General features: G+C 68.7%; 23 protein-coding genes and 4 pseudogenes. 17 read left to right on the top strand and 10 right to left on the bottom strand.

The window, feature by feature from the left end; genetic code table 11:
• Positions 1 to 287: 287 nt before the first annotated feature.
• Together ACWD5Q_RS19130 and ACWD5Q_RS19125 are read right to left on the bottom strand one after the other, a co-directional pair.
• Positions 288 to 1,085 carry a hypothetical protein gene (locus ACWD5Q_RS19130; RefSeq protein ID WP_451428183.1) on the bottom strand — a complete coding sequence of 266 codons (798 nt, stop codon included), beginning with the start codon at positions 1,083 to 1,085 and terminating at the stop codon, positions 288 to 290.
• A 62-nt stretch (positions 1,086 to 1,147) separates the two neighbouring features.
• Positions 1,148 to 1,765, bottom strand: coding sequence for an RNA polymerase sigma factor (locus tag ACWD5Q_RS19125; protein WP_451428182.1), 618 nt, complete (start codon positions 1,763 to 1,765; stop codon positions 1,148 to 1,150).
• 442 nt (positions 1,766 to 2,207) lie between these two features.
• On the opposite strand from ACWD5Q_RS19125, the gene ACWD5Q_RS19120 reads away from it, so the two are divergent.
• Positions 2,208 to 4,520, top strand: coding sequence for an N-acetylmuramoyl-L-alanine amidase (locus tag ACWD5Q_RS19120; RefSeq protein ID WP_451428241.1), 2,313 nt, complete (start codon positions 2,208 to 2,210; stop codon positions 4,518 to 4,520).
• A gap of 421 nt (positions 4,521 to 4,941) precedes the next feature.
• Here the strand turns inward: ACWD5Q_RS19120 and ACWD5Q_RS19115 are convergent, their stop codons facing one another.
• On the bottom strand, positions 4,942 to 5,400 hold the full coding sequence (locus ACWD5Q_RS19115; protein WP_451428181.1) for a hypothetical protein: 459 nt from the start codon (positions 5,398 to 5,400) through the stop codon (positions 4,942 to 4,944).
• Positions 5,401 to 5,932: 532 nt separating this feature from the next.
• Here ACWD5Q_RS19115 and ACWD5Q_RS19110 point away from each other — a divergent pair.
• The 8 genes and pseudogenes from ACWD5Q_RS19110 to ACWD5Q_RS19075 form a co-directional block, all read left to right on the top strand.
• Complete coding sequence (locus ACWD5Q_RS19110) at positions 5,933 to 8,359, top strand: SdrD B-like domain-containing protein (protein WP_451428240.1); 2,427 nt, start codon at positions 5,933 to 5,935, stop codon at positions 8,357 to 8,359.
• Between the two features lie 309 nt (positions 8,360 to 8,668).
• Positions 8,669 to 9,349 (top strand): hypothetical protein, encoded by a 681-nt coding sequence (locus ACWD5Q_RS19105; RefSeq protein ID WP_451428239.1) that lies wholly within the window; start codon positions 8,669 to 8,671, stop codon positions 9,347 to 9,349.
• A gap of 143 nt (positions 9,350 to 9,492) precedes the next feature.
• On the top strand, positions 9,493 to 9,924 hold the full coding sequence (locus tag ACWD5Q_RS19100; RefSeq protein WP_451428180.1) for a hypothetical protein: 432 nt from the start codon (positions 9,493 to 9,495) through the stop codon (positions 9,922 to 9,924).
• 92 nt (positions 9,925 to 10,016) lie between these two features.
• Positions 10,017 to 10,229 (top strand): annotated as a pseudogene (locus tag ACWD5Q_RS19095) (hypothetical protein); the annotation flags it as partial.
• Positions 10,230 to 10,359: 130 nt separating this feature from the next.
• Positions 10,360 to 12,033, top strand: a complete 1,674-nt coding sequence (locus ACWD5Q_RS19090) for an alpha/beta hydrolase (protein ID WP_451428179.1) — start codon at positions 10,360 to 10,362, stop codon at positions 12,031 to 12,033.
• 286 nt (positions 12,034 to 12,319) lie between these two features.
• The gene (locus ACWD5Q_RS19085; RefSeq protein WP_451428178.1) at positions 12,320 to 12,790 is read left to right on the top strand and encodes a hypothetical protein; all 471 of its coding nucleotides are present in this window, start codon (positions 12,320 to 12,322) and stop codon (positions 12,788 to 12,790) included.
• Positions 12,791 to 12,810: 20 nt separating this feature from the next.
• On the top strand, positions 12,811 to 13,335 hold the full coding sequence (locus ACWD5Q_RS19080; RefSeq protein ID WP_451428246.1) for a WXG100 family type VII secretion target: 525 nt from the start codon (positions 12,811 to 12,813) through the stop codon (positions 13,333 to 13,335).
• A 7-nt stretch (positions 13,336 to 13,342) separates the two neighbouring features.
• Positions 13,343 to 13,585 (top strand): annotated as a pseudogene (locus tag ACWD5Q_RS19075) (IS701 family transposase); the annotation flags it as partial.
• Positions 13,586 to 13,635: 50 nt separating this feature from the next.
• On the opposite strand, the gene ACWD5Q_RS19070 reads toward ACWD5Q_RS19075, so the two are convergent.
• Positions 13,636 to 14,064 (bottom strand): VOC family protein, encoded by a 429-nt coding sequence (locus ACWD5Q_RS19070; protein WP_451428177.1) that lies wholly within the window; start codon positions 14,062 to 14,064, stop codon positions 13,636 to 13,638.
• Between the two features lie 208 nt (positions 14,065 to 14,272).
• Here ACWD5Q_RS19070 and ACWD5Q_RS19065 point away from each other — a divergent pair, with 208 nt between their 5' ends.
• Positions 14,273 to 14,677: a DUF6416 domain-containing protein gene (locus ACWD5Q_RS19065; protein WP_451428176.1), complete on the top strand. Its 405-nt coding sequence runs from the start codon at positions 14,273 to 14,275 to the stop codon at positions 14,675 to 14,677.
• A gap of 105 nt (positions 14,678 to 14,782) precedes the next feature.
• Here ACWD5Q_RS19065 and ACWD5Q_RS19060 read toward each other — a convergent pair.
• The 4 genes and pseudogenes from ACWD5Q_RS19060 to ACWD5Q_RS19045 form a co-directional block, all read right to left on the bottom strand.
• Positions 14,783 to 15,223: pseudogene (locus ACWD5Q_RS19060) on the bottom strand (UTRA domain-containing protein); the annotation flags it as partial.
• Between the two features lie 71 nt (positions 15,224 to 15,294).
• Positions 15,295 to 15,663: a VOC family protein gene (locus ACWD5Q_RS19055; protein ID WP_451428175.1), complete on the bottom strand. Its 369-nt coding sequence runs from the start codon at positions 15,661 to 15,663 to the stop codon at positions 15,295 to 15,297.
• A 177-nt stretch (positions 15,664 to 15,840) separates the two neighbouring features.
• Positions 15,841 to 16,434, bottom strand: coding sequence for a DUF4291 domain-containing protein (locus ACWD5Q_RS19050; RefSeq protein WP_451428174.1), 594 nt, complete (start codon positions 16,432 to 16,434; stop codon positions 15,841 to 15,843).
• Between the two features lie 389 nt (positions 16,435 to 16,823).
• Positions 16,824 to 17,582 carry a GntR family transcriptional regulator gene (locus tag ACWD5Q_RS19045; RefSeq protein ID WP_451428173.1) on the bottom strand — a complete coding sequence of 253 codons (759 nt, stop codon included), beginning with the start codon at positions 17,580 to 17,582 and terminating at the stop codon, positions 16,824 to 16,826.
• Positions 17,583 to 17,660: 78 nt separating this feature from the next.
• Here ACWD5Q_RS19045 and ACWD5Q_RS19040 point away from each other — a divergent pair, with 78 nt between their 5' ends.
• From ACWD5Q_RS19040 to ACWD5Q_RS19020, 5 genes are all read left to right on the top strand, one after another.
• Positions 17,661 to 17,945, top strand: coding sequence for a hypothetical protein (locus ACWD5Q_RS19040; protein ID WP_451428172.1), 285 nt, complete (start codon positions 17,661 to 17,663; stop codon positions 17,943 to 17,945).
• A 5-nt stretch (positions 17,946 to 17,950) separates the two neighbouring features.
• Positions 17,951 to 18,262, top strand: coding sequence for a hypothetical protein (locus ACWD5Q_RS19035; RefSeq protein ID WP_451428171.1), 312 nt, complete (start codon positions 17,951 to 17,953; stop codon positions 18,260 to 18,262).
• 223 nt (positions 18,263 to 18,485) lie between these two features.
• Positions 18,486 to 18,686: a hypothetical protein gene (locus ACWD5Q_RS19030; protein WP_451428170.1), complete on the top strand. Its 201-nt coding sequence runs from the start codon at positions 18,486 to 18,488 to the stop codon at positions 18,684 to 18,686.
• Between the two features lie 169 nt (positions 18,687 to 18,855).
• Entirely contained in the window at positions 18,856 to 20,109 is a 1,254-nt protein-coding gene (locus tag ACWD5Q_RS19025; RefSeq protein ID WP_451428169.1) for an IS256 family transposase, read from the top strand.
• 5 nt (positions 20,110 to 20,114) lie between these two features.
• Positions 20,115 to 20,624, top strand: a complete 510-nt coding sequence (locus ACWD5Q_RS19020) for a GNAT family N-acetyltransferase (protein WP_451428238.1) — start codon at positions 20,115 to 20,117, stop codon at positions 20,622 to 20,624.
• A 166-nt stretch (positions 20,625 to 20,790) separates the two neighbouring features.
• On the opposite strand, the pseudogene ACWD5Q_RS19015 reads toward ACWD5Q_RS19020, so the two are convergent.
• Both ACWD5Q_RS19015 and ACWD5Q_RS19010 read right to left on the bottom strand, forming a co-directional pair.
• Positions 20,791 to 21,039: pseudogene (locus ACWD5Q_RS19015) on the bottom strand (transposase); the annotation flags it as partial.
• A gap of 117 nt (positions 21,040 to 21,156) precedes the next feature.
• On the bottom strand, positions 21,157 to 22,281 hold the full coding sequence (locus tag ACWD5Q_RS19010; RefSeq protein WP_451428168.1) for a hypothetical protein: 1,125 nt from the start codon (positions 22,279 to 22,281) through the stop codon (positions 21,157 to 21,159).
• 1,876 nt (positions 22,282 to 24,157) lie between these two features.
• Between ACWD5Q_RS19010 and ACWD5Q_RS19005 the strand changes: the two genes are divergently transcribed.
• Both ACWD5Q_RS19005 and ACWD5Q_RS19000 read left to right on the top strand, forming a co-directional pair.
• Positions 24,158 to 24,394 carry a hypothetical protein gene (locus ACWD5Q_RS19005; RefSeq protein ID WP_451428167.1) on the top strand — a complete coding sequence of 79 codons (237 nt, stop codon included), beginning with the start codon at positions 24,158 to 24,160 and terminating at the stop codon, positions 24,392 to 24,394.
• Positions 24,395 to 24,627: 233 nt separating this feature from the next.
• On the top strand, positions 24,628 to 24,981 hold the full coding sequence (locus ACWD5Q_RS19000; RefSeq protein WP_451428166.1) for a hypothetical protein: 354 nt from the start codon (positions 24,628 to 24,630) through the stop codon (positions 24,979 to 24,981).
• The last annotated feature ends 253 nt before the right edge of the window (positions 24,982 to 25,234 follow it).

Genomic DNA, 25,234 nt, shown 5'->3' with positions numbered 1-25,234 from the left:
AACTCCCTTGGCCCGCCTGCCGTGTGGCCCTCGCGAGGTCGTACACGGCGCATGCGCCGTGCGCCTCGTGCGCCTCGCACCTCGCGCGGCAAGTCCGCCCGGACGAGCGTACGTTCACCGCACCTGACCTCGTACGCCGCCCAGTCGCCCCTGCCCGGCGACCGGAGGCGGGCGGCGGGCGGCGGCGGGCACAGCACCACCGGCGGGAGACCGCGAGGGGCGGCAGGCCGGCGCACCGGCCGAAGCCGCTGGGCGCGCTGGGCGGCCACCGCCCCCTTCGCGGCAGGTCACTTGGGCAGCGCCCGCTGTCCCTTGCCCCTCCGGTCCGGCTGCCCGGGTTCCTTGCCGGCGGGCCTGGCGCTCGGCTTGCCGGTCGCCTTCCCTGAGGTGTTCGCGTTGTTCGCGCTGTCCCCGTTGTTCGCGTTGCCAGGGGTGCCCGGGGCGCCCCTCCCGGTCCGCGACAGCAGGTCGGCGCAGAAGGCCGCTACGTTGTCCTCGCCTCCGGCGGCGGTGAGGAACCGCTGCCAGGCCGAGGAGTCCAATGCCTTGCCCCGGCCCTTCACCGACGGGTACGCGCGGCAGTGGGCTTGCATGTCCTTGGCCGTCGGCGGGCGGCTCGGGGAGACAGAGCCGGTGGGCCGCGAGGGCCCGGTGCCGTCCGACGCCGACGTCGAGTCCTGGGGGACGCTGGGCGTGGGATGCCGTCGTTCAGGGGCGTCGTCCCGTGGGTTCCCGGCGGAACCGGGCGAGCCGATCGCGGCGATCGCCACACCGCCCAGAGTGAGGCTGGCCACGAACACGGCGATGGCGGCCTTCACCGAGCGCCGGGCCGACATGCCCCGTGGCCGCCAGTCGTCCCGCCTCCGTGTCCGCGCCTGCTCGCGCACGCCTGCCTCGCGAGCGGCACGGAAGGCGGCCATCGCCTGCTGCTCGGCCGATGTGTCCAGCGCGTGGACGCGCAGCGCGCGACCGAGCGCCCGCTCCAGCCCGTCGGTGTCGACCGGACCGTCGGCGCCGGGCATGCGACCGCCCGTGCCGGCGCGTCGGCGGACCGCGCCTTCGCGCGCGCTGTGTCGGTTGCCCATACCCGTGTCCGTCTCTGTGCGCTTGTTACTCATAGCCTTAACGGACCTGACGCCGTCGCTTCTCACTTCGACTGCCTCAGCGTGCGGGACCGCTCTCCCGTCACACCCGTCATGCCGAGCTGGCGGGCCAGCCGTTTCAGACCCCGATGCGCGGCCGTGCGCACCGCGCCCGGACGCTTGCCGAGGACCCGCGCGGCGGAAGGGCCGTCGAGGCCGACCACGACGCGCAGCAGCACCGCCTCGGCCTGGTCGCGGGGCAGGCTGCGCACCAGCCTGAGGGCGTGCTCGGTCGAGAGGGTCTCCAGGGCCTGGTCGTAGGTGCTGTGCGGTCCCGGAACCTCCGTGAGATCCAGCTCGAAGGCGGCCGCCGCCGGGCGGGTGCGTCGCCGGCGCAGCAGATCGAGGGCCCGATGGCGGGCGATGGTCGCGCTCCAGCCGCGAAAGCCGGCCCCGTCACCTCGGAACCGGCCCAGGTCCCGCGCGATCTCCAGCCACGCCTCCGACGCCACGTCTTCGGCGTCCTGGCCGACCAACCCGCGCAGAAAGCCGAGGAGTCCGGGCTGCACGATCCGGTACATGACCGCGAAGGCGGCCTCGTCGCCGTCCTGGGCCCGGGCGACGGCCGCGCCCAACTCCGCGTCGCGCGCCTGCGTGTGATCGGGTTGTTCTCCTTGGCCCAAGACCTGTCCTCGCCGCCGGCCGCGCTTTACTCTTCCTTGATCTTCAGCGGCGGGTGGCACGGATGTGTCACAGCGATTCCGGTCGCCGGCCTCGTGCTCGCGCGGCGGGCGGCCGGGTCGACCGCGCACTCACCATGTGCGGCGCCGCTATTCCAGGACGCCGAAGCCGGGGGAGAAGTGCCGGTCCGCTGCCCGCTCGGGTGCGCTCCCGCTCCGCCCGGTTCCGGCGGCTGCCCCGAGCCGGCGCACGACAAAACTGTGATCTGCGTCACTGCGCCCCGATTTCCTGTGACGTTCGCGGGTCGGGCCGCGCTGGGAGAGCGAGTCACCCCCGTGGCGGGTGTGTCTCAGGTGACTTTCTTTCTGCGGCCTTTTCGGGGCCTTGTGAGGGGTGGATTACGTCGTGAGTCGTCGTACGTCGCATGCGTACAGACCGCTGAGCCTGAAGCGACGGGCGTGGCTGACGCTCGGTGCCGTGGTCCTGGGAGGCGGGGGCCTGGTGACCTATGCCGTCGCCAGTCCCTCCCACGACCAGGGCGCGAACGGCAAGGCCAAGCGGCCGGTGAAGGTCGTCGACCTCGCGCTGAAGGGCGCCGCGGGCGGCAAGCAGGAGCTGCCGCGCACGGACACCGGGCAGTTCTCGCTGCTCGGCGTCTCCTGGACCGGCGCCGCCAAGCGCCTGGGCGGCACGGCGCAGGTGCGCACCCGCAGCCTGGAGACGGGCGAGTGGCGCGCCTGGCAGAACCTCGAACTGGACGTCGACCCGCTGGAGAAGCCCGGCCCCCGGGTGCGCGGCGCGTCCGAGCCGCTGTGGGTCGGCCCCTCCAATGGCGTCCAGGTACAGGTCGTCCGCAAGAACGGCACCACCGCCTCGCTGCCCAAGGGACTTGAGGTCAACCTGGTCGACCCGGGCGTGGTGACCGACGCCGAGACCAAGACGGCCGGCACCGGGAGCGAGCCGGCCGCGTTCGTCGCCGAGGGAACCCCCGACGCCACGAGCGGCGCGCCCACCGACTCCGCCGCACCCGGCGACAGCACCGCGCCCGCGCCGACGGACGGCCAGACCACCGACTCCCCGGCCCCGACCGACAGCACCCCCGCGGCCCCGACCGACACCGCGCCCCCGGCGCCGACCGACTCCTCGCCCGCGGCCACCCCCACCGACTCGGGATCCGCCTCCCCCTCGACGAGCACGTCCGCCAGCCCCTCGGCCACCGTGCCGACCGCGCCGCCGTCCACCGTGCCCCAACCGCCGATCGTCGCGCGCGCCGGCTGGGGCGCGGACGAGTCGATCAGCCCCGAGGCACCGGAGTACAACGCGGACATCAAGGCCGTGTTCGTCCACCACACCGACGGGGCCAACGACTACTCCTGCGCCGACTCGCCGTCGATCGTGCGGAGCATCTACGCGTACCACGTGCAGGTCAGCGGCTGGAAGGACATCGGCTACAACTTCCTCGTCGACAAGTGCGGCACCCTCTTCGAGGGCCGCAAGGGCGGGATCGACCTGCCGGTGTTCGGCGCCCACACCTACGGCTGGAACCGGGAGTCGACGGCCGTGGCGGTGCTCGGCGACTACACCACCACCAGCGCCCCCAACGCCACGCTGGCCTCCATCGCCCGCCTGGCGGCCTGGAAGCTCGGCCAGTACGGCGCCGACCCTCTCGGGACCACCCAGCTCACCGCCGGTGCCACCCAGAAGAACTACTTCGGCGCCAGCTTCACCGCGGGCAGCAAGTACACCTTCCAGCGGATCTCCGGCCACCGTGACGGCTACAACACCGAGTGCCCCGGCGGCTCCCTCTACAACCAACTGCCCACCATCCGCGCCTGGGCGGCCGGCCCCGTGCAGAACCTCAAGGTCACCTCGCTCGGCGGCGCGGGCCTTTCGGGCTCCACGTACTACACCAAGGGCGCCGTCACCGTGAACTGGACGGCCACCACGCCGTCCTCGCTCATCAAGAACTTCCAACTGCTGGTCGACGGCAAGACCGTCGCCACCACCGCGGGCACCGCCACCTCCGCCGGTGCCACCCTGCCCCTGGGCAGCCACACCGTCGCCGTACGGGCCGTCCACCAGTCCGGCAAGACCGCGACCAGCGCCTCGGTGAACGTCGTGGCGGAGACGACCGCACCGACCTTCACCACCAGCCCGACGCTCGCCCTGCGCACCGGTACCGTCAGCACGACCGCCGCCCCGGTCACGCTCGGCTGGAAGGCCGCCGACGACAAGGCCCTGCGCTACGTGAAGCTGCTGTCCCCGACCACGGCCACCTTCGGCCCGACCACGACCAGCTACAACGGCACCGCCAAGCCCGGCACCGCCACCACCTGGTCGCTGCGTGCCTACGACTACGCCGGCAACTACCGCACGTCCTCCCCGGCGTACACCCCCGTGATCCTTCAGGAGAGCTCCGCCGCCAAGTCCGGTAGCTGGAGCACCCGCTCCTCCACCAGCTACCTCGGCGGGAATTCCTACTCCAGCGGTTCCAAGGGCGCCAGCCTCACCTGGACCTTCACCGGCCGGTCCGCCGCCTGGGTGGTCTCCCGCGCCACCACCTCCGGCCAGGCCTACGTCTACGTCGACGGCACCAAGGTCGCCACCGTCGACCTGAAGTCCTCCACCACCCAGTACCGGCAGGCGATCTGGACCAAGACCTGGTCCAGCAGCGCCAAGCACACCGTCAAGATCGTCGTGGTCGGCACCAGCGGCCGTCCGACCGTCACCACCGACGGCCTCGTCTACCTCAAGTAGCCGTGTACCTCAGGTAGTCCCGTGAGCGCGTCGGCGCTGTGCATCGCCCGGCGCCCACATCCCCGCAGTACGACGCCGGCCTTCACGATCCTCGTGGTCGTGGAGGCCGGCGTCGTGTTGGGCCCGGCCGCTGTGGCAGCCCCTGCGGCCGGTGCGGCCGGTGCGGCCGGTGCGGCCGGTGCGGCCGGTGCCGCGGCACCCGGCCACCGGCGTTGTCCGGGCGATCGCGCGGCACCGTGACAAGGGGGCGTTACGGGAGGCCGAGGCGGCGCCGGTAGTCCTCGCGCAGCGTGATGAGGCGCTGTCGGAAGTCCGCGCTCCGTCCGGTGTGGGCGTACGCGTCGCGCAGTTCCGCGAGGAGGGTGACGGCCTGGTCGTAGGCGTCGGTCTTCTCGGTGGCGATGTGCGCCTCGATCTGCTGTCAGGCGGATTCGGCCTCGCTCGCGAGGGCGGTCAGGCGCCGGTCGCGGGCTGCGGCTCGTTCGTGTTCGGCGTGCTGTCGGCGTTCGGTGCGCCGTGTGTGGGCGGCGTCCAGGAGCCGGGCGGCGGAGCGGCGTCCGGGGACGGGAGCGGGGGCCGTGGTGCCGCGCAGGCGGTGCAGGAGTTCGGAGTGCAACCCGGGCTCCGGGCCGAGGGCGAGCCGCAGCAGCAGAGCTTCCTTTTCCTTCTGGGGCATTGCGGCGATCAGCGTGTAGGTGTTGGTGAAACTCGTGGCCGTGATCCGGGCACGAGTGGAGATGGCCCGCAGCTCCTCCTGCTCCTCGCGGCTCAGCGGGCTGCGGGGGCCGTGTGGACCGAGCGGGCGACGGGGTACGGAATGCGGTCGGAACGCGCGGCGGTGCCGGACCTGGCCGCCGCGGGCGGGTTTGGATCCGGCCATCACGTTTCGGCCGCACATTGTTCCGGTCACTATTGTCTGATTTTCGGGACTCTCGCGGATCCCTATGGATGTCAGGGTTCTGTTGGTGTGGGTGAGACTTCAGCGGATAAGATATCGCGCGCTGCTCGCGATGGCGGTCGGTGAGGTAGGCAGTTGGGGGGCGAAGGTACCGTGTTTGAGCTGCAAAAACACGCAACTCAGGGCGGTCCGGCCCGAGGCCTTGAACGCGCGTTCGCTTTTTCTGGCCTGCGGCGCTTACAGCTCGCCCACAATATCCTCAAACGATCATCACAAAGCGGTCCACGCAGCAGTAGTGGACCCTTTTCCCTTTCAGTGGCGTCCGCGAACGGCGTCGGTGTCCGGGGCCATGAAGTGGACGTGCAGCGAGAAGCGGATGCTTTGTTTCCACCACAAGAGAAGTGTGGAGTGTGATGCCATGAACCGAGTCGGCAGAGACTCGCGCCGGTCGGCCTGGAGGCCGGAGCCGCTGGCGCGCATCGGGTTATCTGTTCTTTTGCTGGCAGGCGGTGCCGTGGGAGCGACGGCTGGACCGGCCGCCGCTTCGACCGCCGACGGCACGCTGACGGTTGAGGTGCTGCGCGACTTCTTCGGCACCGGCGTGATCAACGCGACGATGGACGTGCCGCAGCGGGGCATGAAGGTGGAGATCTCCGACCCCGCCGGGCACCATGTCGCCGGCGTCACGGATGCCACCGGAAAGGTCGTGGTGTCGCAGTCGACCGCGCTGAGCGGCGGCCAGTACCGCGTCGACGTCAGCATCCCGGCGCCGTTCAGCGACTATCTGCAGGCGGCACCCGCGTCGACGACGGAAAACCACTTCGACAGCCTCACGTCGTTCGTGGACGTGTCGGACGGAAAGAACGCCTCGGTGGTGACGGGGGTGTGGGATCCGGCCGACTACACATTGCCGGACTCGCGGTATTTCGTACCGGTCCAGAACGGCGCCACCGGAACCGACACCCGGGCCCTGGTGGCGTTCGGGACGAAGACCCGAGGCACGTGTCCCACCGAGGTGGCGTGCCCGGCCACGCTGGCCACGCAGTCCCAGGTGGGAACGACGTTCGCGTTGGCGTACGACAAGTACCGGAGCCGGTTGTTCCAGGGCGCGTTCGCCCGCCGGTACGCCTCCTACGGGCCGAAGGGCCCCGGCGCCATCTACACGGTGCCGGTCAACGGCTCGGGCGCGCCGGAGCTGTTCGCGCAGGTGCCGGGCGCCGCGGTGACGCCGCACGACACCGCCGACATGAACAAGGATCCCGGGTTCATCGACGCGCCGGGCAAGGAGAGCATCGGCGGCCTGGCCCTGTCGGAGGACGGTTCCACGCTGTACGCGGTGAACCTGCTGACCCGCAGCCTGGTGAGCTTCGACGCGACCGGGGCCACCGCCTCGGTGCCCAAGGCGACGGTGCGGATCCCGGACCCCGGGTGCGCGAGCGCCGGCGACTGGCGGCCGTTCGGTCTCGCCGTCCACGACAACACGCTGTACGTCGGCGGCGTGTGCAACGCGGAGAGCACACAGCAGCGCGCGGACCTGAAAGCCGTCGTCTACACCTATGACGGCAAGCGGTTCACCCCGGTGCTGACCCACTCGCTCACCGACAAGCGCGGCACCGTCTTCACCGGTGCCGGCAACGTCGCCCAGGCCACCCACTGGAACCCGTGGAACACCAGCCTGGCCACGTGGGACGAACGAAAATTGGGCGGCGCCTTCATCGATCCGCAGCCGGAGCTCGCCTCCCTCGCCTTCGGCCGCGACGGTTCGATGATCCTGGGTTTCCGCGACCGGTTCATGGACGTTCTCAGTGCCAAGGGGCTGGACCCTCGCCCGCTGAACAACACGCCGGAACTCGGCATGTCCGGTGGTGACATCAACATGGCCTGCGCCAGTCCCACCGGTGGATACGCGTGGGAAGGCACCGGGAACTGCCCCAACCACGCCACCCCCGCCAACGACGACAACGAGGACAGCGGCGTCGTCGAATACTTCCCCGGCGACTACTTTGGCGGCGGGCACCAGGAAACCGCGCTGGGTTCGGTGGCTTACATTCCGCAGCAACAGTGGGTCGTCAGCACGGAGTTCGACCCGACCGTCAACATCGAAACCGCCGGTACCGGTTACCACGACATCACGACCGGTCAGGGCCCGGGGAACGCTCCGGCCGCCAACGCGTACCAGTTCGTCGGTCAGGAACAGAACGGGTTCGGCAAGGCCGGCGGGCTCGGTGACGTCGCGTACGCGGCGGCGAACGCGCCGATCCAGATCGGTAACCTCGTATGGTTCGACGGCGACCACAACGGGATCCAGGACGCGGCGGAAGTACTCCTGCCGGGTGCCACGATCAACCTGCTGGACGCGGGCGGCAAGCAGGTCGCCACGACCAGGACCGATGCCGCGGGCGAGTACTACTTCGGTGGCGTCGGCGCCGCGTACCAGCTCACGCCAGGTGCGAAATACACGGTGCAGTTCGACGTGTGCACCGCGGACACCAGCAAGGTGCCCGGCCAGCCCCCGGCGAGCGACGTGCGGTTCACGCTCCCGCGAGCCGGTGCCGACCGTGCGCATGACTCCAATGTGACCCCGCCGACCACGGGGCAGTTGTGCAACGGCTCCGCGCCGGTCACGGCGCCGGACAAGCCGGGCGGGGTCGATCACACGATCGACGCCGGGGTCTACGTCCCGAAGGCAACCCCGACCCCGACCCCGACCCCGACCCCGACGTCGAGCTCGACGCCGAAGCCGACTCCGCCGCCGGCCTCTACGCCGCCGTCACCCGCGCCCCCTGCCAACAACCCGGCCCCGGCCGGCGGGAGCACGGGTTCGCTGGCGCACACCGGTATGGCCGGGCTGCCACAGATGATCGCCCTCGTCGGTCTGCTGGTGGGTGCGGGCCTGATCATCGCGTTCGCGAGCCGGAAGCGTCGCGCCCAGAAACACTGAACGAACCGAACAACAGTGATCTGCCTGCCCGCGATCCGAAGGGCGCGGTCGGGCAGATCGCGTCTCGGCCGGTCCGCGAGGGCCGGCCTTGGCGTCGTCCGCCACTGGACTGCCGACTGCCGACTGCCGCCGCGACCGCACGGCGGCCGAGCAGTGCGGTGATGGAGAGGGTGAATCTGACGAGTGTCAGCGTCGAGCCGTGTGCGGAGCGAGAGAATCCAGCAAGCTCAGCCGAGCCGCGCGGCTGACCGGCGCCGATGGCTGCGGCCACGCTGGGCGGCAGCCGTCATCGGCACAGCGGCCGTCGCGGTGGCCGCGTTCCTGGTCGCCGCCGGCGGCTCCGGCCCCAGCGGTCCGCGCGCCCTGACGTCGGATGAGGCGAACCGGCTGGCGATCACGCGGTTCCGTAACTACGAGGCGCACGGCCGCGCGATGACGATCACTGTGCCGGGCACCGCCGGCGGGCTGATCGTCACCGGGTCCGTCGACTACCGCGGCAAGCTCGGTTACGGCGTGGTGCACGGCACCGGGCGCGACACGTCCAGCGACGGGCTGATCGAGTGGACGGCCGCCTCGGTGTTCGTCCACCCGATGGCGAACGCCCCGGCGCACGCACCCGCGTCGCCGCCCCGCTCGGGCTGGTACAGCCGCCCGCTGCAGTCGTCCGGCAGCTCGCTGGACAGTTCGCTGGCCATCGCCCTCAGTCTCGGCAGCGACCGGCCGGACAATGCCGAACTGCTGCCGCAGAACGGCGCCGCCTGGGTGGGACGAGACCAGGTGGACGGGCATGGGGTGGACATCATGACCGGGCCGTCCTCCCGCGACCGCTCCGGTACGGCGGGCAACGTGCGCTACTGGGTCGGCTCGGACGGCACCATGTACCGGGTCCGCGCCAGCGTGGGTTCCGAGTCGCAGCCGGTGGTCATCGATTTCGACACCCAGAAGTACGTTCCGGTCAAGCCGGTCCCCGGAGTCACCCCGACGCGGTAGCCGCCGTTCGTGCGGGTACGGTCGTTCGAAGTGTGTTGCCGCGCAGGCAGTTGCCCTGACAGTTGACCAGCAGCCGTACGCGATCTGCCCATAGCTGATGTACTCGGGCGGAGCTGAGTACTTGCACTCTGGTCGGTGACGGGATGAGCGGAAACGCTTGGGGCATGGGTCAAGGACTACCGAAACCTGTTCCCCAGCTGCTGTCGGTCCTCGTGCTGGCCGGGGTGTCGCTAGGAGCGTGGGCTGCCTGGCTGGGCTGGGATCAGCATCGTGACGTGCAGCCTGACGGCACGACGACCGGTCCGTACGAGGCGTGGCAGGTGATCGGGCTGGTGCTGACTCTGCTGGTACCGGTGTACTGGGCGGCGTCCCGGCGCTACTTCGCAGGCGCTGTGCTCGGCACCACGGCCGGCCTCACCATTGCTGCCTATGACGACTGGCAGGACGACTCCAGCGGCCTCTTCATGGTCGGCGTGGTGATGGTCATGATGGGGACCCTTGTCGTGACCACCATCGTTTCCGCCGTGAGCGCCTCCGTGCCGGCGCCGCCCTCGTCGTTGAAGAAGCCGACGTGAACGCGGCGTTGATCACCGCCGCCGTCACCACAGTGGTCGCGGTCCTCGGGGCCCAGGGACAGCAGATGGCGGTCAACGAGGGGGAGGCGGGAACCACTCTCGGCGCCCTCCGCCAGGAACACGCCGACTACCGCGCCGCCCAAGAGGCATCCGTCCTCGGCCTCGACGACCGCGAGCCGGACACCGTCGTCGTGCTGGCGGACTGCCAGTACGCCGGCCACGGCCACCCGCCGGGTGAAGCCGCCCTCGCCGCGACCAGGGCGTCTTCATCTGGTCCGCTCGATGATCCAGAAGAAACGGCCTAGGAGGAGAAGACGTCGGCTAGGCTGAGCGCTTCGAACTCATGAGTGAGTAGCAACGGGGGTTGCGTTATGCCTACTTGGGTCGGCTTGCCACGCTCTGAGGGATCCTCGGGCCGGCCGAGCGGGAGCCGACGTGGCTTCTGACTTCTCCCGGCTGATGAAGCAGGACTTCTCCGACCTGGAAGCCGCGGTCAAGTCCTGGCGCGGGCTGTCGACGACCATGGACTCACTCACCGACCGCCACCGCCGACAGGTGACCGGGCCACTGCACCAGTCCTGGAAGGGCGATGACGCCGACGCCGCCCTCTTCTACCTGGAGGACGTCGAGTCGCGCATCGGTGTGGTCGAGACGGAGGCCATGGCCATCGCCGAGGTCCTCCACACCACAAGGTTCTGGATGGAGCAGTCCCAGACCGACCTCCGTAACGCGGTGCGGCGTGCGGAGCAGGACGGCTTCGAGGTCGACGGCGACGGCTGGGTCAGCGATCCGACGACCTCGGGACTTCCACGCCAGGACCCCGACGCACAGCGGATCATCGCGGACCGCAGCGCCCTGCTTGGGGAGCACCGCGCCGCCATCGACGAGGCCCTGGCCGCCGCGCACAAGGCCAGTAACGACGGCGCGAGGGCCCTCGCGGAGCTGAACGGCGACATTCTCACCGATCCGCTCAGCCATGACGCGGCGGCGGAATCCGCCCAGGACGTCAAGAACGCGATGAAAGCTGTGGGTATCCAGGCCCCGCAGATCCCCGCGGACGACCCGAAGGCTGCCGCCGACTGGTGGAAGGCCCTCAGCCCCGAGGAGCGTCAGACCTACACCACGCTTTATCCGAAGCAGATCGGAGCGACCGACGGTCTGCCGTCGGACGTGCGCGACGACGCCAATCGCACGGCCCTCGCCCAGGAACTCAATCTGATCCAGGAGGGCAACTGGGACGAAGGGTTCCCGGGGGACACCGATGAAACCGTCAACAGGCGCCTGAGCAACCTCCAGGTGCTGAACGACCGGCTCGAAGCCGCGGACGCCGCGCCCAAGGGCAAGGAGCTGTACCTCCTCGGCTACGACTCCAAGGACGACGGACGGGCCATCATCGCCATGGGCAACCCGGACACGGCCGCGCACACCGGCATCCTGGTGCCAGGCACCAACACGAACATGGACGCCGTACCCGGTCAGCTTGAGCGCATCGACAGGCTGCAGTCGGCGGCGGAGAGCCGGTCCAACGGCGAGAGCGTGGCGATGATCACCTGGCTCGGCTACGACGCCCCCGAGGCGTCCCTGACCGACTTCAACAGCGTCGGCGGAACCGGGCGAGCCGATGACGCCGCTCCTGACCTGCGGCAGTTCGTGGCGGGCTCGCATGCCGCGCATGACGGGTCGCCGAGTCACACCACAGTTATCGGACACAGCTACGGCTCCACAGTCGTGGGTGCTGCCGCAGCCGGGGGCTCCGGCCTGGGCGCGGACGACGTGGTTGCAGTCGGTAGTCCTGGGATGACAGTGGACGAGGCCAAGGATCTGCAGATGGATCCCGAGCACGTATGGGTCGGCACCGCGGAGGACGACGCTGTCGCCAACAACACCTCCGGCTACACCCTCGGCCGCGACCCGGCGCTTGGAGGCTTCGGTGGCAACAACTTCGAGGTCGACACCCACGGCCACAGCGGTTATTGGGACAGAGGGCCGTACGGACCCAGCGAGTCCCTCGACAACCAGGGAGCGATCATTGCAGGCAGGCAGCCCACAGAGGTTCCGAAGGAGGGCTCCGAGCTGCCGCCGGACGCCTACATCGTCCCTGGTCTCTAAGAATTCCGAACAAAATGGGAGTCCGATCAGCTCGCGGCGTCTGGTGCGTGCGATCGCAAGGCGCCGGAAGGTCCTCGATGGGGGTCCCCGCTCGAGCGGAGTCGAGAGTGGGGGAGGAGCTACTTGGGCCTTTCGGCAACGCGGCTGGGGGTCCCCCCTGCTCGTAGAGCTTGGGGGAGTGCGTGCCAGGCGTCGCGAGCCGGGCACCCATTTTGTTCGGAGCTCTAAGCCCTTTCTCCGGACGCTGCTCGCTGTCTCCGCAGTCCTGCTTTCAACTGGAGGTTGTGTGTCCCAGAGTGACGACGCGAACACCCCGCTGCCGCGGATGGAAAAGGACGCCGCGCTGAAGTGGGCCAAGGACTACACCGCGTACATGGCCAGGATCACCGATGTCGAGCTCACCCCCTCGACGGCCAAGGTGCACTTCGAGGCCTGCGTCGGGGCGAACGACGAGGTGGCCGAGGACGGCCGGTACAGCCTCTTCTACTACGTCGACTCCCCGGCGCCCGTCACGGAACACACACGCGTCGTGAGGACGCTCCGCCGGGAGCTCTCCAAGCAGGGGTACGAGGTGACGGGATATCGGGAGTTCAAGGACGCCTATGAGTCGGCGGTGTTCAGGGCCGGCAACAAGGAGAACTCCTATCGCGTGACGGCCGAGACCGTCGGCTCCGGCAAGACGAAGCCCCAAGCGCTCTCTTTCTCCGTACGCACCCCCTGCATGCTCCCGCCCGGCGCAAAGCAGCAGCAGTTCTGACCGACTGAGAGGAAGTGGACGTGTCTCAGAGCACCAACGTCGACCCGGCCGAACTGCGCGCGTCCGCCGGCGCCTGCGACGGCATATCCCAAACTATGAAGGGGCCGGCTGACAAGGCCGTCAGGGAATCGGGGACCGCGGGCAACTCGCTCACTGGCTGGTCGATCGGCCCCGCCTTGACAGAGATCGCCACCAGCTGGAAGCCGGCCCTCGACGGTCTGCACTCCCGCCTCCAAGCCGGCGGGGACAACCTCAGGTCGTCGGCGGACGGCCACGAATGGAACGACCGGCGGACCTCCCAGGACTTCGAGAAAACCGGCACCGCGACACAGGCCACCTCCGGTGAGATGCCCGCGGTTCTGCGCCCGAGCACGGGCGAGCGCCACGCCCTCGGGCACCCGGGCAGCGCCCCGGGCGTCCAACCGGTGGGCCCGGGGTCCGGCGACGGACCACTGGACCCGCGCACCTCGTACGGCACCAGTATGCCGACGTACGACGAGACCATCAGTACTCGCCCCACCCCTGGCACGAACGACTTCGGCTGACTCGACGGTTGCCGGCGACGAGGTCTACGGCGGCAACCCGAAGCTGCGGTCAGCTCTGGAGGAACGCGGCCGGGGGTATGTCCTCGCGGTGGCCTGCTCGTCGGAAGTCACCACCAGAGCAGGAAAGTTCCGTGCCGACACGCGCGCGGCGATGGTGCCGAAGCGGGCCTGGCAGGAGCTGTCGGCGGGTGCGGGAGCCAAGGGCAACCGCTTCTACGACTGGGCCGTCATCGACCTGGCCGCCGGCCCCTGACGACCTCATTCCGCTGACCTGCAACGAGATCGCACGTTCGTGGCTTCTCAGTCGATACAGAACTCGTTGCCCTCGATGTCCAGCATCGGGATGCACGCATCATTGCCGTCATACAGCGTGCGCACGTGTACCGCTCCGAGCGGGACCAGTCGTGCGCATTCCGCCTCAAGTGCGGCGAGGCGCTCTTCCCCCACGAGTCCGGTGCCGACCCGCACATCAAGATGCACCCGGTTCTTGGCGGCCTTCCCCTCAGGGACGCGCTGGAAGTACAGCCGCGGGCCCACACCTGAGGGATCGACGCAGGCGAACCAGGAATCCCGCTGCTCAGGTGGCCGCGAGCGCTTGAAATCGTCCCAAGTGGCAAACCCCGCCGGTGGCGGCGGTATGACGTACCCCAACACCTCGCACCAGAAACGAGCGAGCCGCTCAGGTTCTGCGCAGTCGAAGGTGACTTGGAACTTCTTGATCGGCGTCATCGGGTAACTGTAGTGCGCGTTGGCACCGAGACTCCGGGCGCCATCTCCATGCGGGCCGAGGTCGCGTGTGGCGTGAGTTGGTGGCGGGCGGTGGATGTCCGCGACCGGGAGCGGAACCACCGCGCACAGGGATTCGACACGCAGCGTCCTGGCGGATCTGTACTGTGCGAACGGCACACACGGTGAGGACTGACTGTTGGGGGCGGGCATGACGGAGTATCTGTCTGAGGTTGATCCACGATGGGCTGAGCACTCTGGCGAAGAGGGGCACTACGGCGCCCCGGAATGGGGTCCGGAGGACTTGCAGCGCGCTGTTGTGTTCTTGGCTGAACTCGCGCCGCAGGCCCGGCAGGTGCTCGAGTACCTGGCGCGCAACCCTGGCCGGAGGATCCACTGCACGGAGCTGGTGGATAAGGCCCTGGGCGGGCCGAACGAGAGTGATCCGGCGCGGCGCGTGGCAGGGGTGCTGTCCGGGATGAGCAAGGGACACAGCAACAGTGGGCGGCGGCTTCCGTTCTACTGGTGGGAGGCTCCCGAGGGGAGCGCGGGCGCGACGTACGCAGTCCGGCCCTCGGTGGCAGCGGTGTTCTTGGCCGCTCAACTCGGCGAATGACTCCATCGCCCATGGCCTGGGGATCGCTGGTCTCGTAGCGGCGTCTCGCCGGCAACAGTCTGCCGTCGGCGGGGCGTACGCCTTTTGAACCTCGCACGGTGCATGTCAGTCGCCGTGCGAGTAGCGGTAACGGTTGATCGGGATCTCGTAGACGATCTCGCAGTGGGCGGCGGGCACCACGATGTCCGCCGTCTCCACGGGCCGCCCCTGGTCGCCGTAGTACGTCCGCCGGATGTGCGTGACGAGCGCGGCCTTCTGGATGCCGAGTATCGACGCCTCCTCGGCGGTCGCCTGCCTCGGCTCCGGCTGCTCCACGGCGTGGCTGACAGTGACGCCGATCACGGCCATGCGGTTCACGACGCCCGCCCCGGCGTGCGGTCCTCCCTCCGGGAGGACGACGAGAGTGCCGGCGGTGAGGTCGTACGGCTCCCAGCTCGTCGACAGTTGCATCGGCCTGCCGTTGGCCAGGAACTCGTACGTCGTGCGGGCGCACAGGTCGCCCTCGGCGATGCCGAGGCGGGCCGCGATCTCCGCCGGCGCCGGGACATCGAGGCCACTACCGACAATTGATCTCTACCGCAGGTAGCCCACGATCAGCACATGCCCCCGGAACAGCGTCACCGGGCCGGGATCGGTTGAGTGAGGTTCACCGGGTTGCCGTCGGGGTCCTGGATGTGGGCGACACGCTGTCCCCACGGCATGTCGTTGGGGCCGCTGCGGACCGAGCCGCCCAGCGCCGCCACCCGGCCGAGCGTCTCGTCAACGTCGTCGACACCGATGCTGAGCAGGATCCGCGGCCCCGCCCCAGTCCCCGGGTTCGCCTTGGCCACCAGCCCGAGGTCGGTGTCGCCGATGCGCAAGCCGAGGTAGAAGGCCGGGCCTTCCGCCGGCACCCGGAAGATCTCCTCAGCGCCGAACAATTTCGTATAGAAGCCGAGCAGAACGTCCTGGTCGGCAGTCACGATCACTGGCTGGATGGTGGACATGGCACTCCTGTCGAGAACGGTCGTGTCGCTGGACAGACCGTTCGAGGACGGTGAACTCATCGGCAAAACCACCCCGCCGGACGATCTACCACACAGACTGCCGCCCACGACCAGCACGAGCACCCCGAAACGAGGACACGCCACCCCGCTGACCAGCCACTTCAAGATGGCGGAGCTTCATTGGTGTAGGTGAGCCAGGACTTCGTCGTTCACGGGGTAGGGGCGTTCACTTGGCAGGAGTTGCCGTGCAGCGTCCAGGTCTCCGTCCCGTACATACCCGTGGATCGTGTGGGCCAGCGGTGTGATGTCGGTGATGGATACGATCCAATCATCGGCGTAGAGATGTGCGGCTTCGCCGGCGAGGCCGAGTTGGAGCGACCGGTGGGGAAGCGGCTGAAGGTGTAGGTCGCGTTCGGGGTCCCATTGCACCCGAGCCGGTGCCCGCTTCAACTGGCGCTTCCACGTTGCAGGGTCGGCGTGGAGCCCATGCTCGTAGTGAGACAGGCAGGCGTGTACCAGTGCCCACTCGAACCCTTCGCGGGAGATCTCGATGGCGAGTACGGTCTCCTGGCCCTCCTTGATCCCCCACCCGCAGCGATACATCATCCACAGGAACGACGGCTTGATCCATGTCATCCGGTCCCGCTGCCACACCGCCGGGAATCGACCCTCCCGGGCTGCCGGCAGACCGATCTCCGGCGCGTACGCCTGGTAGACGGTGACCGTAGAGTCCGTGTGCAGGGCTCGGATCTGGTATCTGGGTTCTGCCATGAGGACCAGGGTGGGCACACGGTTTCGCCCGCGCCAACGAATTACCGCGGCGCGAGGTCGCCTACACGTCTGCCCAGCGGTGACAACCGGACAGCCCCGGAATCTTCCCTTGATCGTCGGGGGAGTGCCCGGGGCCTCGCCGTGTTGGGCCGCACCCGCTCGGACCAGCAAAAAAGCCCTCCCAGGGGGAGGGCTCTCAGTGGCGCCCCCGGCAGGACTCGAACCTGCGGCCAAGCGCTTAGAAGGCGCTTTGCGGGTCAAGGGGCATACCCCTGCTGACCTGCTGCTTTTCCCGTGCTCGGGGTCTCATCGAGGGACCTTCGGCAGGCATTCGACAGGCGGTAGGAGCAGACCCCTGTCGCTTCCGGACGACTCGACCCGACAGGCCGCTACTGATGGTTGATCGGGATCTCGTAGACGATCTCGCAGTGAGCGGCGGGCACCACGATGTCCGCCGTCTCCACGGGCCGCCCCTGGTCGCTGTAGTACGTCCGGCGGATGTGCGTGACGAGCGCGGCCTTCTGGATGCCCAGGAGCGACGCCTCCTCGGCGGTCGCCTGCCTCGGCTCCGGCTGCTCCACGGCGTGGCTGACGGCGACGCCGATCACGGCCATGCGGTTCACGACGCCCGCCCCGGCGTGCGGTCCTCCCTCCGGGAGGACGACGAGAGTGCCGGCGGTGAGGTCGTACGGCTCCCAGCTCGTCGACAGTTGCATCGGCCTGCCGTTGGCCAGGAACTCGTACGTCGTGCGGACGCACAGGTCGCCCTCGGCGATGCCGAGCCGCGCCGCGATGTCCGCTGGCGCCGGGACCTTGGCATCGGTCCGGCTCTCCCAGTCCGCCTGCCTGCCCGCCGCCTTCATGTCCGCGCGGAACGGCGACCCGTCGGGCTGCTCGCGCGCTGAGGAACGGACCACCCGCACCCGCTGCCGGGGCTCGGCGACGTACGTGCCCGAACCCGCACGGCCCTCCAGCACGCCCTGGGAGATCAGCAGCTCCTGTGCCCGGCGGACCACGTTCTCGCCCACCCCGCACTCCTGGCCGATCTGGGCGCGGGACGGCAGGCGGTCCCCCGGCTCCCATACGTGCTCCGCGATCCGCCGCCGGAGTTCGTCGGCGATGCGGAGATAGGGCGGCTGCTCAGGCATATGGAAAATCTAGTCCACTAGCTGTAATTTAGTTAACTAACTTCACTCAAAGTGATCGTCGGTGACGGAGGCTGCCCTGTGCCCGCTTCGGGAGTTAGCGCGGCGGCCATCGCTGCCCGGCTGTCCGTGGTCGGGCTCCCCACGCGCGTGGAGGAGCACGACCGGTACACGTCGGTCGAAGCGGAGGTGTCGGAATCGCTCTCCGCCGAGTCATGGCGGGAGGTCCTGGAAGTGGTGGCCGAGGCCGATCGGTTCGGGCTCCTCGCCACCAGCCTGAACGGCCGCACCCTCTGGGCGGTCGTACGCAAAGCGGTCCCCACGACGGGCGATGTCGGGGGACCAGCCATCAGCGATAGGAGCTGAGTAGCGTGTTCAACCGTATCCGCGATGTCGTCTCACGCACCAGAGAGCGGTACTTCCCCAAGGGCAGGCACCGCCGGCCCTTACCGCTCTCCCGGCCGATGACCGACTTCGCGCCCCCTGCGCACACCGACAGTTCGATGGTCGCCCAGGGACGGCACCAGGACTGCTCGGACCGCGCGGACTCGCTCGCGGGTGAGGACACCCCGCTCGTCCGCCCGTATGTGCTGGCCTGGGAGAAGCGTGTCCGCCCGCGCTCTGTGGTCGTCGCCCGCCATCTGCCTGCCGAATCCTGGTCGGCCCTCGTGGGGGTCCGCTGATGCCTCCCAGCCAACAGCCCCGCATCACGCACGCTGAGGCCGTCTCCTACCGATCGACCGCATGCCGGATCGGTACGCACCACGCCTGCGCGGAGTCATCCCCGGCTGCGGCGCCGATCGACGTTCCGGTGGTCTACGAGGCATGCGACTGTGCCTGCCACTCGATGTACATCCAGTCCGCGCCCGCGGAGGTGGAGCGGTGAGGGAACGGTCGCTTGGCGGCGTGCTGGGATCCACCATCGAGATCACCTCGGCCACTGTGCAACGCGGCGACGTCATCCAGGTCGGCGGCCAGGCGTGTCGGGTGAGCGATCTCTGTCAATTGCCCCACGGTGCCAAGCGGGTCCTATTCGAGTCGGGCGAGTTGCTGACCATCCACTCGCGGACGCGGCTCGTCGCCGTGCGGATGCTGAGGAGGCGGTGATCGAGTCCGTGTCTTCTCGCCGTCACTGCATCGCCGATGACCTCCGGCGAGCAATGCTCAAGACCTGTGGATCGGCCTCGGGTTGGGACGTGAAAGGGCGTACCTTCCCGAGTGATCGATAGGTCACCGAGTAGACCGACGTTGCACCGTCGGTTGGGAAGGCACGCCCATGCTCAGCGTAGTCAACGAAGACGGCACCACGGAGTCCGGCTCCTTGATCGACGAGATCGTCCGGGAGGGCGCCCGCCGCATGCTGGCGGCCGCGCTGGAGGCCGAGGTCGATCAGTACATAGCCGATCTCGCCGCAGAGAAGGACGAGGCCGGGCGGCGCCTGGTGGTCCGCAACGGCCGCCACCGGCCGCGCACCGTGACCACGGCCGCCGGGCCGGTGGAAGTCACCGCGCCGCGGGTGAACGACCGCCGGGTGGACGAGGCTACCGGCGAGCGGGCACGGTTCTCCTCGAAGATCCTGCCGCCCTGGTGCTGCAAATCGCCGAAGATCAGCGAGGTGCTGCCCCTGCTCTACCTGCACGGACTGTCCTCCGGGGACTTCGTGCCGGCGCTGGAGCAGTTCCTGGGCGGCTCGGCCGGGCTGTCGTCGGCGACGGTGACGCGGCTGACCAAGCAGTGGCAGGCCGACCACGCCGCCTTCCAGGAACGCGACCTCTCGGCGTCCGACTACGTCTATGTGTGGGCCGACGGCGTGCACCCCAAGGTCCGCCTCGGTCAGGCCCGCTCCTGCGTGCTGGTCCTGATGGGTGTGCGCGTGGACGGCACCAAGGAACTGATCGCGCTCGCGGAGGGGCTGCGGGAGTCCACCGAGTCCTGGGCCGACCTGTTGCGCGACTGCCGCCGTCGCGGCATGCGCGATCCCGAACTGGTCGTCGGGGACGGCGCGATGGGCCTGTGGAGGGCCCTCGCGGAGGTGTTTCCCCAGGCCAGGCACCAGAGGTGTTGGGTTCACAAGATCCGTAACGTGGTCAATGCCCTGCCGAAGTCAGCGCAGCCCGGGGCGAAGAAGGCCCTGCAGGAGATCTACAACGCCGAGGACCGCGACCACGCCGAGAAGGCGGTACGTGAGTTCGCCCGGACCTACGAGGCGAAGTGGCCGAAGGCGGTGAAGAAGATCACCGACGAGACCGAGGAGCTGCTGGCCTTCTACGACTTCCCCGCCCAGCACTGGATCCATCTCAGAACGACGAATCCGATCGAATCCACTTTCAGTTCGGTGAAGCTCCGGACTAAGGTCACCCGGGGTGCGGGCAGCCCGGCCGCGGCCCTGGCGATGGTGTTCAAGCTCGTGGAGTCCGCGCAGGAGCGTTGGCGGGTGGTCACCGCACCCCAACTCGTCGCCCTCGTCCGCGCCGGCGCAGTGTTCAAGAACGGCGAGCTCGTCGAGCGCCCCGAGGCGGCCGCGGCGTGAGCATCATGACGGCCCGGACCATCAGCACCCGCCGGCTGGACCTGCTGCCGCTGCACGTCGAGCACGCCGAGGAGATGGCCGCGGTGCTGTCCGATCCCGCCCTGCACACCTTCATCGGCGGCACCCCGGACACTGCCCAGGTCCTGCGGTCGCGCTACCAGCGCATGACCGCAGGCTCCCCCGACCCGGCCGTGGCCTGGCTGAACTGGGTGATCCGGCTGCGTGACGAGTCCTGCCTGACGGGCACCGTCCAGGCGACGATCCGCCCCGGCGTCCGCGGCGCCGTCGCGGAGATCGCCTGGGTGGTGGGAACCCCGTGGCAGGGAAGAGGCATCGCCACCGAAGCGGCCCAAGGGCTCGCCGGCTGGCTCAGCCGGCCCTCGGTGCACGCCATCATCGCGCACGTCCACCCTGAACACCGAGCCTCCGCTGCCGTCGCCGCAGCCGCCGGGCTCACGCCCACCAACGAATGGCATGACGGCGAGATCCGATGGCACCGGAGCGTCAGGCCGTAACTTCAGCGATCCACAGATCTTGACAATTGCTCCCCACTCAACAACCTTCTGGAGCGGCTCGCTTCGAGGCTGCTCACGGCTCGCCGGGAGCATCGCCTCCCGACACCGCGCCACGTCCCCGGCGCTGCGCTGGCGGAACAACGGCGCCGACGACAGCCGCAGCCACGACGCCGAGTCGGATCCACTCATCGCGGCGGTTGCGGATGGTGGTCGCCGAGCAGGTCGTGTCGGCGATTGCCTGGTAGGAGCAGCCGAACCGGAGCAGTTGCAGAAGCTTGCCGAAGACAATCCGGTCGCTCATGCGCCGACGGTGGCAGCCCAGCGGATGGGGCGGATCGACCGTCGGGTGCTCGGGCAGCAGCGCCTCGAATTGGTCCCAGAGCGGGTCGATCAGCCGTGATGGCAGGACAGGCACAGGTCTTCCCGGTGATCACAGAGCGTCGCAACTCCATGATCACCCAGACCTGTGCCTGCCTTGCTGTCGCAGCTGCCTCGTGCCGCCTATCTGCGCGCCCTCTTATGAACCGCTCTCTCAAGACTTCGCGAAGTCGCTTTCCGGCAGTCCCCGAGCGGCTTTGGCGCGGCGGCCGGCGTTGGCGGCGGCGATGGCGCGTTCGGTGTCGAAGGCGATGATGGGGTCTTTGCTGCTGGTCCAGGGTGCGGCGCCGCACCAGGGGCCGATGCGGCGGAACTGATCGAGAGCCTGGTCAAACATTCCCGAGTGGCTGAGCCGGTGGGCGAGAAGGTGGCGCAGCGAAGGCAGATACGGGTTGTCCTCGGGGACCAGGTCCAGAGCGCGGTGCACATCCGCGAGCAGGCGCTTCCGACGGGACGAGGAAGGTAGCGGCAGCCTGCCCTGGCGCTGAATGTGCACGGTCACGGCGTGGAGGTAAATACCGGCGACGGGGCTGCCGGGAGCACAGTTGCGTAGCGCGTCCTCGCCAAAGGCGAGCATTGCGCGATCGGTACCGTGCCATTTGGGGGTCCAGTACTCCAGCGCCTGGCGGTGACCCGTGAAGTGGTTCGGGGCCCGCCGGGTCAGCTCGTCCCAGAGCGAACGGAACTGTGCCCAGGTGTACTTCAGGCCGCGCGCGGCGGTCACCATGACGACCCACGGTCCCGGGTCCTCAGGTGCGAGTATGACGGCCTGCCGTGCGGTCTCGACCGCACCATGAAGGTGGTCGTGGAACTGACGCATGCGTGGCGCGGGAACCTCGCGGCCGAGCCCGCTGCCGCGGATGGCCCATCCGGTGAGAAGCAGTACATACGCCTTGAGAGTGGCGGCGTCGCCGCTGTCCGGTCGGTCCTGGCTCCATTGGGTGAGCCAGTAGCTGTTCTCGGTGGCGATCTCGCCGAGCAACTGGATGCGGTGCCAGCGTTCGTCCCAGTCCTGGCCCGCGTGGTGGAGGTAGGCGGCGGCTGGCCGCCAGTCGCCCTGCGAGGCCGCGTCTGTGAGCGCCATGAGTTCCAGTTGGGCGCTCTTCGGGAGCGGCGGGCCGGCACGGCTCGGGTCCAGTTCGTCACGGGAGGGCAGGCCGTACCGGGTCGGGTCGAAGCGCCGCGCGGCGAGTTTCGCCCGTGCTCGTGCCAGCGGCTGCCAAAGAATCAGGCCCGCGGCCAGGACAAGCACTGCGACGTCGAAGAGAAGCTGCATCACGACACAAGATCATGAAGTTGCTGGTGGACAAGTTCAAGGGATCTCCACCAGACCGAGACGTTGTCTCGTCCGTCAACCGAGATGCCCGCGAACGTCCTTCAGTAACCCGCCGCCTTGCGCGACACCTGATGGAAACGGCGACGGATGAGCTGACCCGCGTAGCGGTCAAAGCCGGCGCAACTGGTGCCTTTTTGGGCATCACGTACCGATGTACCACTTGCGAGCCCGGGGGTGCCCTCCCGGAGGACGGGCGGGGCATCCACCTCGATCGTGCACTGTGCCGTAGGGCGGTGGTGGCTGGGGTCGGCGTCGAACCGGCGACCTTCTGCTTTTCAGGCCGTGTCCGGGATGGGTGTGAGCTGACCATGCGGGCTCCGCGTGACCTCGGGTGGGCGTGGTTGTGCGCTGGTGTTGGCGTGCGGGTTGGCGTACGCCGACCGCTCCCCGTCCGTCAGGTCAGGGAGCGACGAAGTATCCCCAAGCCGGGATGGGGCCTTCCAGCGTGCCCTGTAGGCGGACGGGGCCACAGCATCTGATCCGTAGCTCTATGTGGACCGGTCGGTGACGGTCATACAGGCCGCTTCGTGGCCACTCGGAGGCGCTACTGGTCGAGGCTGGTTGCTGTGGTTGCTGTACTAGCAGCATCCCGCCATGCCCACTACAAAGACCTAAATCTAACAGTCGTGCGCGTTGGAGGCTGGTAGCCCACCACGCGCACTGACATGATCTCGACAGCTGCGGGCAGAGCAGCAGCGGACGCAACGTAATCATCCACACGCCGAATCATGTCGGCTGGGCTATCTCGGAGAACTGGTATGTCTTGCCGAGCCCATACGGCACTGAGCATCGCGTGTGCTGCGGTACTTCTGTCCATCGCCGCATGCACGACGGACCATTCGGACGCCAAGCAGCCTACGCAGCCCCGAGCCTCCACGACCTCGGGCCCGGCAACGGCCGGCACTGTGCCCAGCACTACGCAGCCCTCCCTGCAGAAGCCGCCGGAGCTGGACCCTGACGAATCACTCGCCGGTCGTCAGAAGGTGACCACCGGGAACGCCAACGTTCCCTACAGCAAGGGCAAGAAGGGTGAGGCCCTCACCATCGCGGTGAGCTGCCAGGGCAAGGGGAAGATCACGGTTGCGGTGCAGCCTGTGCAAGTCGACTTCTCGTGGAAGTGCGGTGCTCACAAGGTAAGCACCATGTCCAACCAGGTGGCGGTGTCTGGGGTGGAGCGCAGTGGAGTCGTGTCCGTCGAGGCGTCCCCAGCCGTGCATTGGTCGATGACCATAGGCCGTGGCGCTTCAGTACAACCAGACCCGGCGGTGCGGGCGCCGTCCATCAGTGAGAACGGCGCCTGTGCCCGATGCCAGCTTCGAGATCTGGCCTCATCCTTATCAGGTCGATCAGCACGGACTGTTGATGCTGGCGCTCAGCTGCCGTGCGGCGTTGTAGCGGTCGCTGGAGTCCGTGCCAACCGCGCTCGTCCGGCGCTGTTGGTGTCAGCCGTTGGTGTCAGACACCAAGCGGGCACTTGACGCTTGCCAAGCTGGGGTGTAGCAGGTTCCTCGTAGCGCCGGACGAGAATCAGCACGATGATCACTCAAGGTTGCTGCTACGGCGGCAACCAAAATCGGTGCAGCAAGGTCTCATAGATATGAGCCCTCGTTTCACGGTGCCGGGTGCGACACGATTCAGCATGGTCCGCCTACTTGGGGCCAGCACGGTCATGATCGGTGCGGTTGCTGGGTGCACCACCCAGCCGACAGTATGCGCGGCCTCCGCGGTGTTGGCGTACCCCTCCGTCCAGCTAAACGTCTCGGCCTGGACACGATCGCACCCACAGGCGACAGTGCGAGCCTGCGCCGACACTCACTGCGTGTCGTACCCAGCTGGGGAAGCCGGAGCACACCTGCACGTCCCGACCTCGCCCGGCACCGACCCCCGCCGCATTTTGACAATCACCCTTACCGCGGACCAGGCCGGACAGCAGGTGCTCCGGACCAACACCCTGGTGCGGCTCGTGCACCACACCACGCACGATCCGTGTGGATCGCGCGACTGGTGGACGGCGTCGGTCACCCTCACCGCGACCGGACAACTCCAACCGGGCTGATTGTCGGCGCCTAGAGCCACAGTTTGGAAGATCGCGTATGCAGGTGGGAGCTGAGCTGGGAAGGGGCTGACCTGCGGCGAAGTAGATGGGGCCCCGCAGTTCCCCGTGAGTCCCCGGTGGTTGCCGTCGCTTCGGGCACGTCACGTGGGGGGCACGATGCCTGCGCCTCAGCCAATCGGCGGACGATATCCAGAGGCTACGCACCGGCGGGCTTGCCTCCATATGATCACCAGGTGATGACACGTCGTAGCGGCCTCGTGATCAAGGCTGCAGTGTTTGTCGGCCGTGGTACACCGGTCACAGGGTGGGGCCTACTTGGGCCGTTCCTTATGGGCGTGCTCTTGGCGGCTGTGGGGCTGATCATCGTTCTCGACTATCGAGGCTTCGCGACTTGGCATCGCCGACGGGCTGAAGCGAGTGTGCCAACGTGGCTGCGGCGCCTGTCCGAGGGGCGCGAAGGCCAGCGGCGCGAGTTCAACAACCGCTTCAACCGGGTCATCCAGAAGATCGTGGGTTGGGGCTTCCTGGCCGCAGGCGCATGCATCGCCGTTGGCACGTTCCTACAGGGAATCTCCGACTTGACTTGAGGTCGCTGGCTCTCCTCCCGCTTCGCCTGTCACTGACCTCAACCCACCGCTTCCCCCCCAGCTCTCATCCCGTCCGCCGTCGACCCACACACCGTGGAGCGGGCGTGGTACTCCACCGCGAACGAGCCGGGCAGGCGCCTCCGCCCGGCCCTCATGGGTGATCCTATGAGGGCCGGGCCCCCTTCCCTGCTCAGCCCGGTGGTTCCTATCGTCCGGGTATGCACGAGCTCAGGAGGGAGGCCCTCAATGTCTG

Source organism: Streptomyces sp. NPDC002513 (assembly GCF_053595355.1).
Note: the sequence above shows the minus strand (reverse complement) of the source record. Positions and strands in the feature narration are given on the sequence as shown.

Coding starts and splice junctions, on each gene's coding strand:
- ACWD5Q_RS19065 (WP_451428176.1), top strand. CDS start 14,273: ATGACGGAGTATCTGTCTGAGGTTGATCCACGATGGGCTGAGCACTCT.
- ACWD5Q_RS19100 (WP_451428180.1), top strand. CDS start 9,493: ATGAGCGGAAACGCTTGGGGCATGGGTCAAGGACTACCGAAACCTGTT.
- ACWD5Q_RS19130 (WP_451428183.1), bottom strand. CDS start 1,085: ATGGGCAACCGACACAGCGCGCGCGAAGGCGCGGTCCGCCGACGCGCC.
- ACWD5Q_RS19025 (WP_451428169.1), top strand. CDS start 18,856: ATGCTCAGCGTAGTCAACGAAGACGGCACCACGGAGTCCGGCTCCTTG.
- ACWD5Q_RS19055 (WP_451428175.1), bottom strand. CDS start 15,663: ATGTCCACCATCCAGCCAGTGATCGTGACTGCCGACCAGGACGTTCTG.
- ACWD5Q_RS19020 (WP_451428238.1), top strand. CDS start 20,115: ATGACGGCCCGGACCATCAGCACCCGCCGGCTGGACCTGCTGCCGCTG.
- ACWD5Q_RS19045 (WP_451428173.1), bottom strand. CDS start 17,582: ATGCCTGAGCAGCCGCCCTATCTCCGCATCGCCGACGAACTCCGGCGG.
- ACWD5Q_RS19050 (WP_451428174.1), bottom strand. CDS start 16,434: ATGGCAGAACCCAGATACCAGATCCGAGCCCTGCACACGGACTCTACG.
- ACWD5Q_RS19070 (WP_451428177.1), bottom strand. CDS start 14,064: ATGACGCCGATCAAGAAGTTCCAAGTCACCTTCGACTGCGCAGAACCT.
- ACWD5Q_RS19115 (WP_451428181.1), bottom strand. CDS start 5,400: ATGGCCGGATCCAAACCCGCCCGCGGCGGCCAGGTCCGGCACCGCCGC.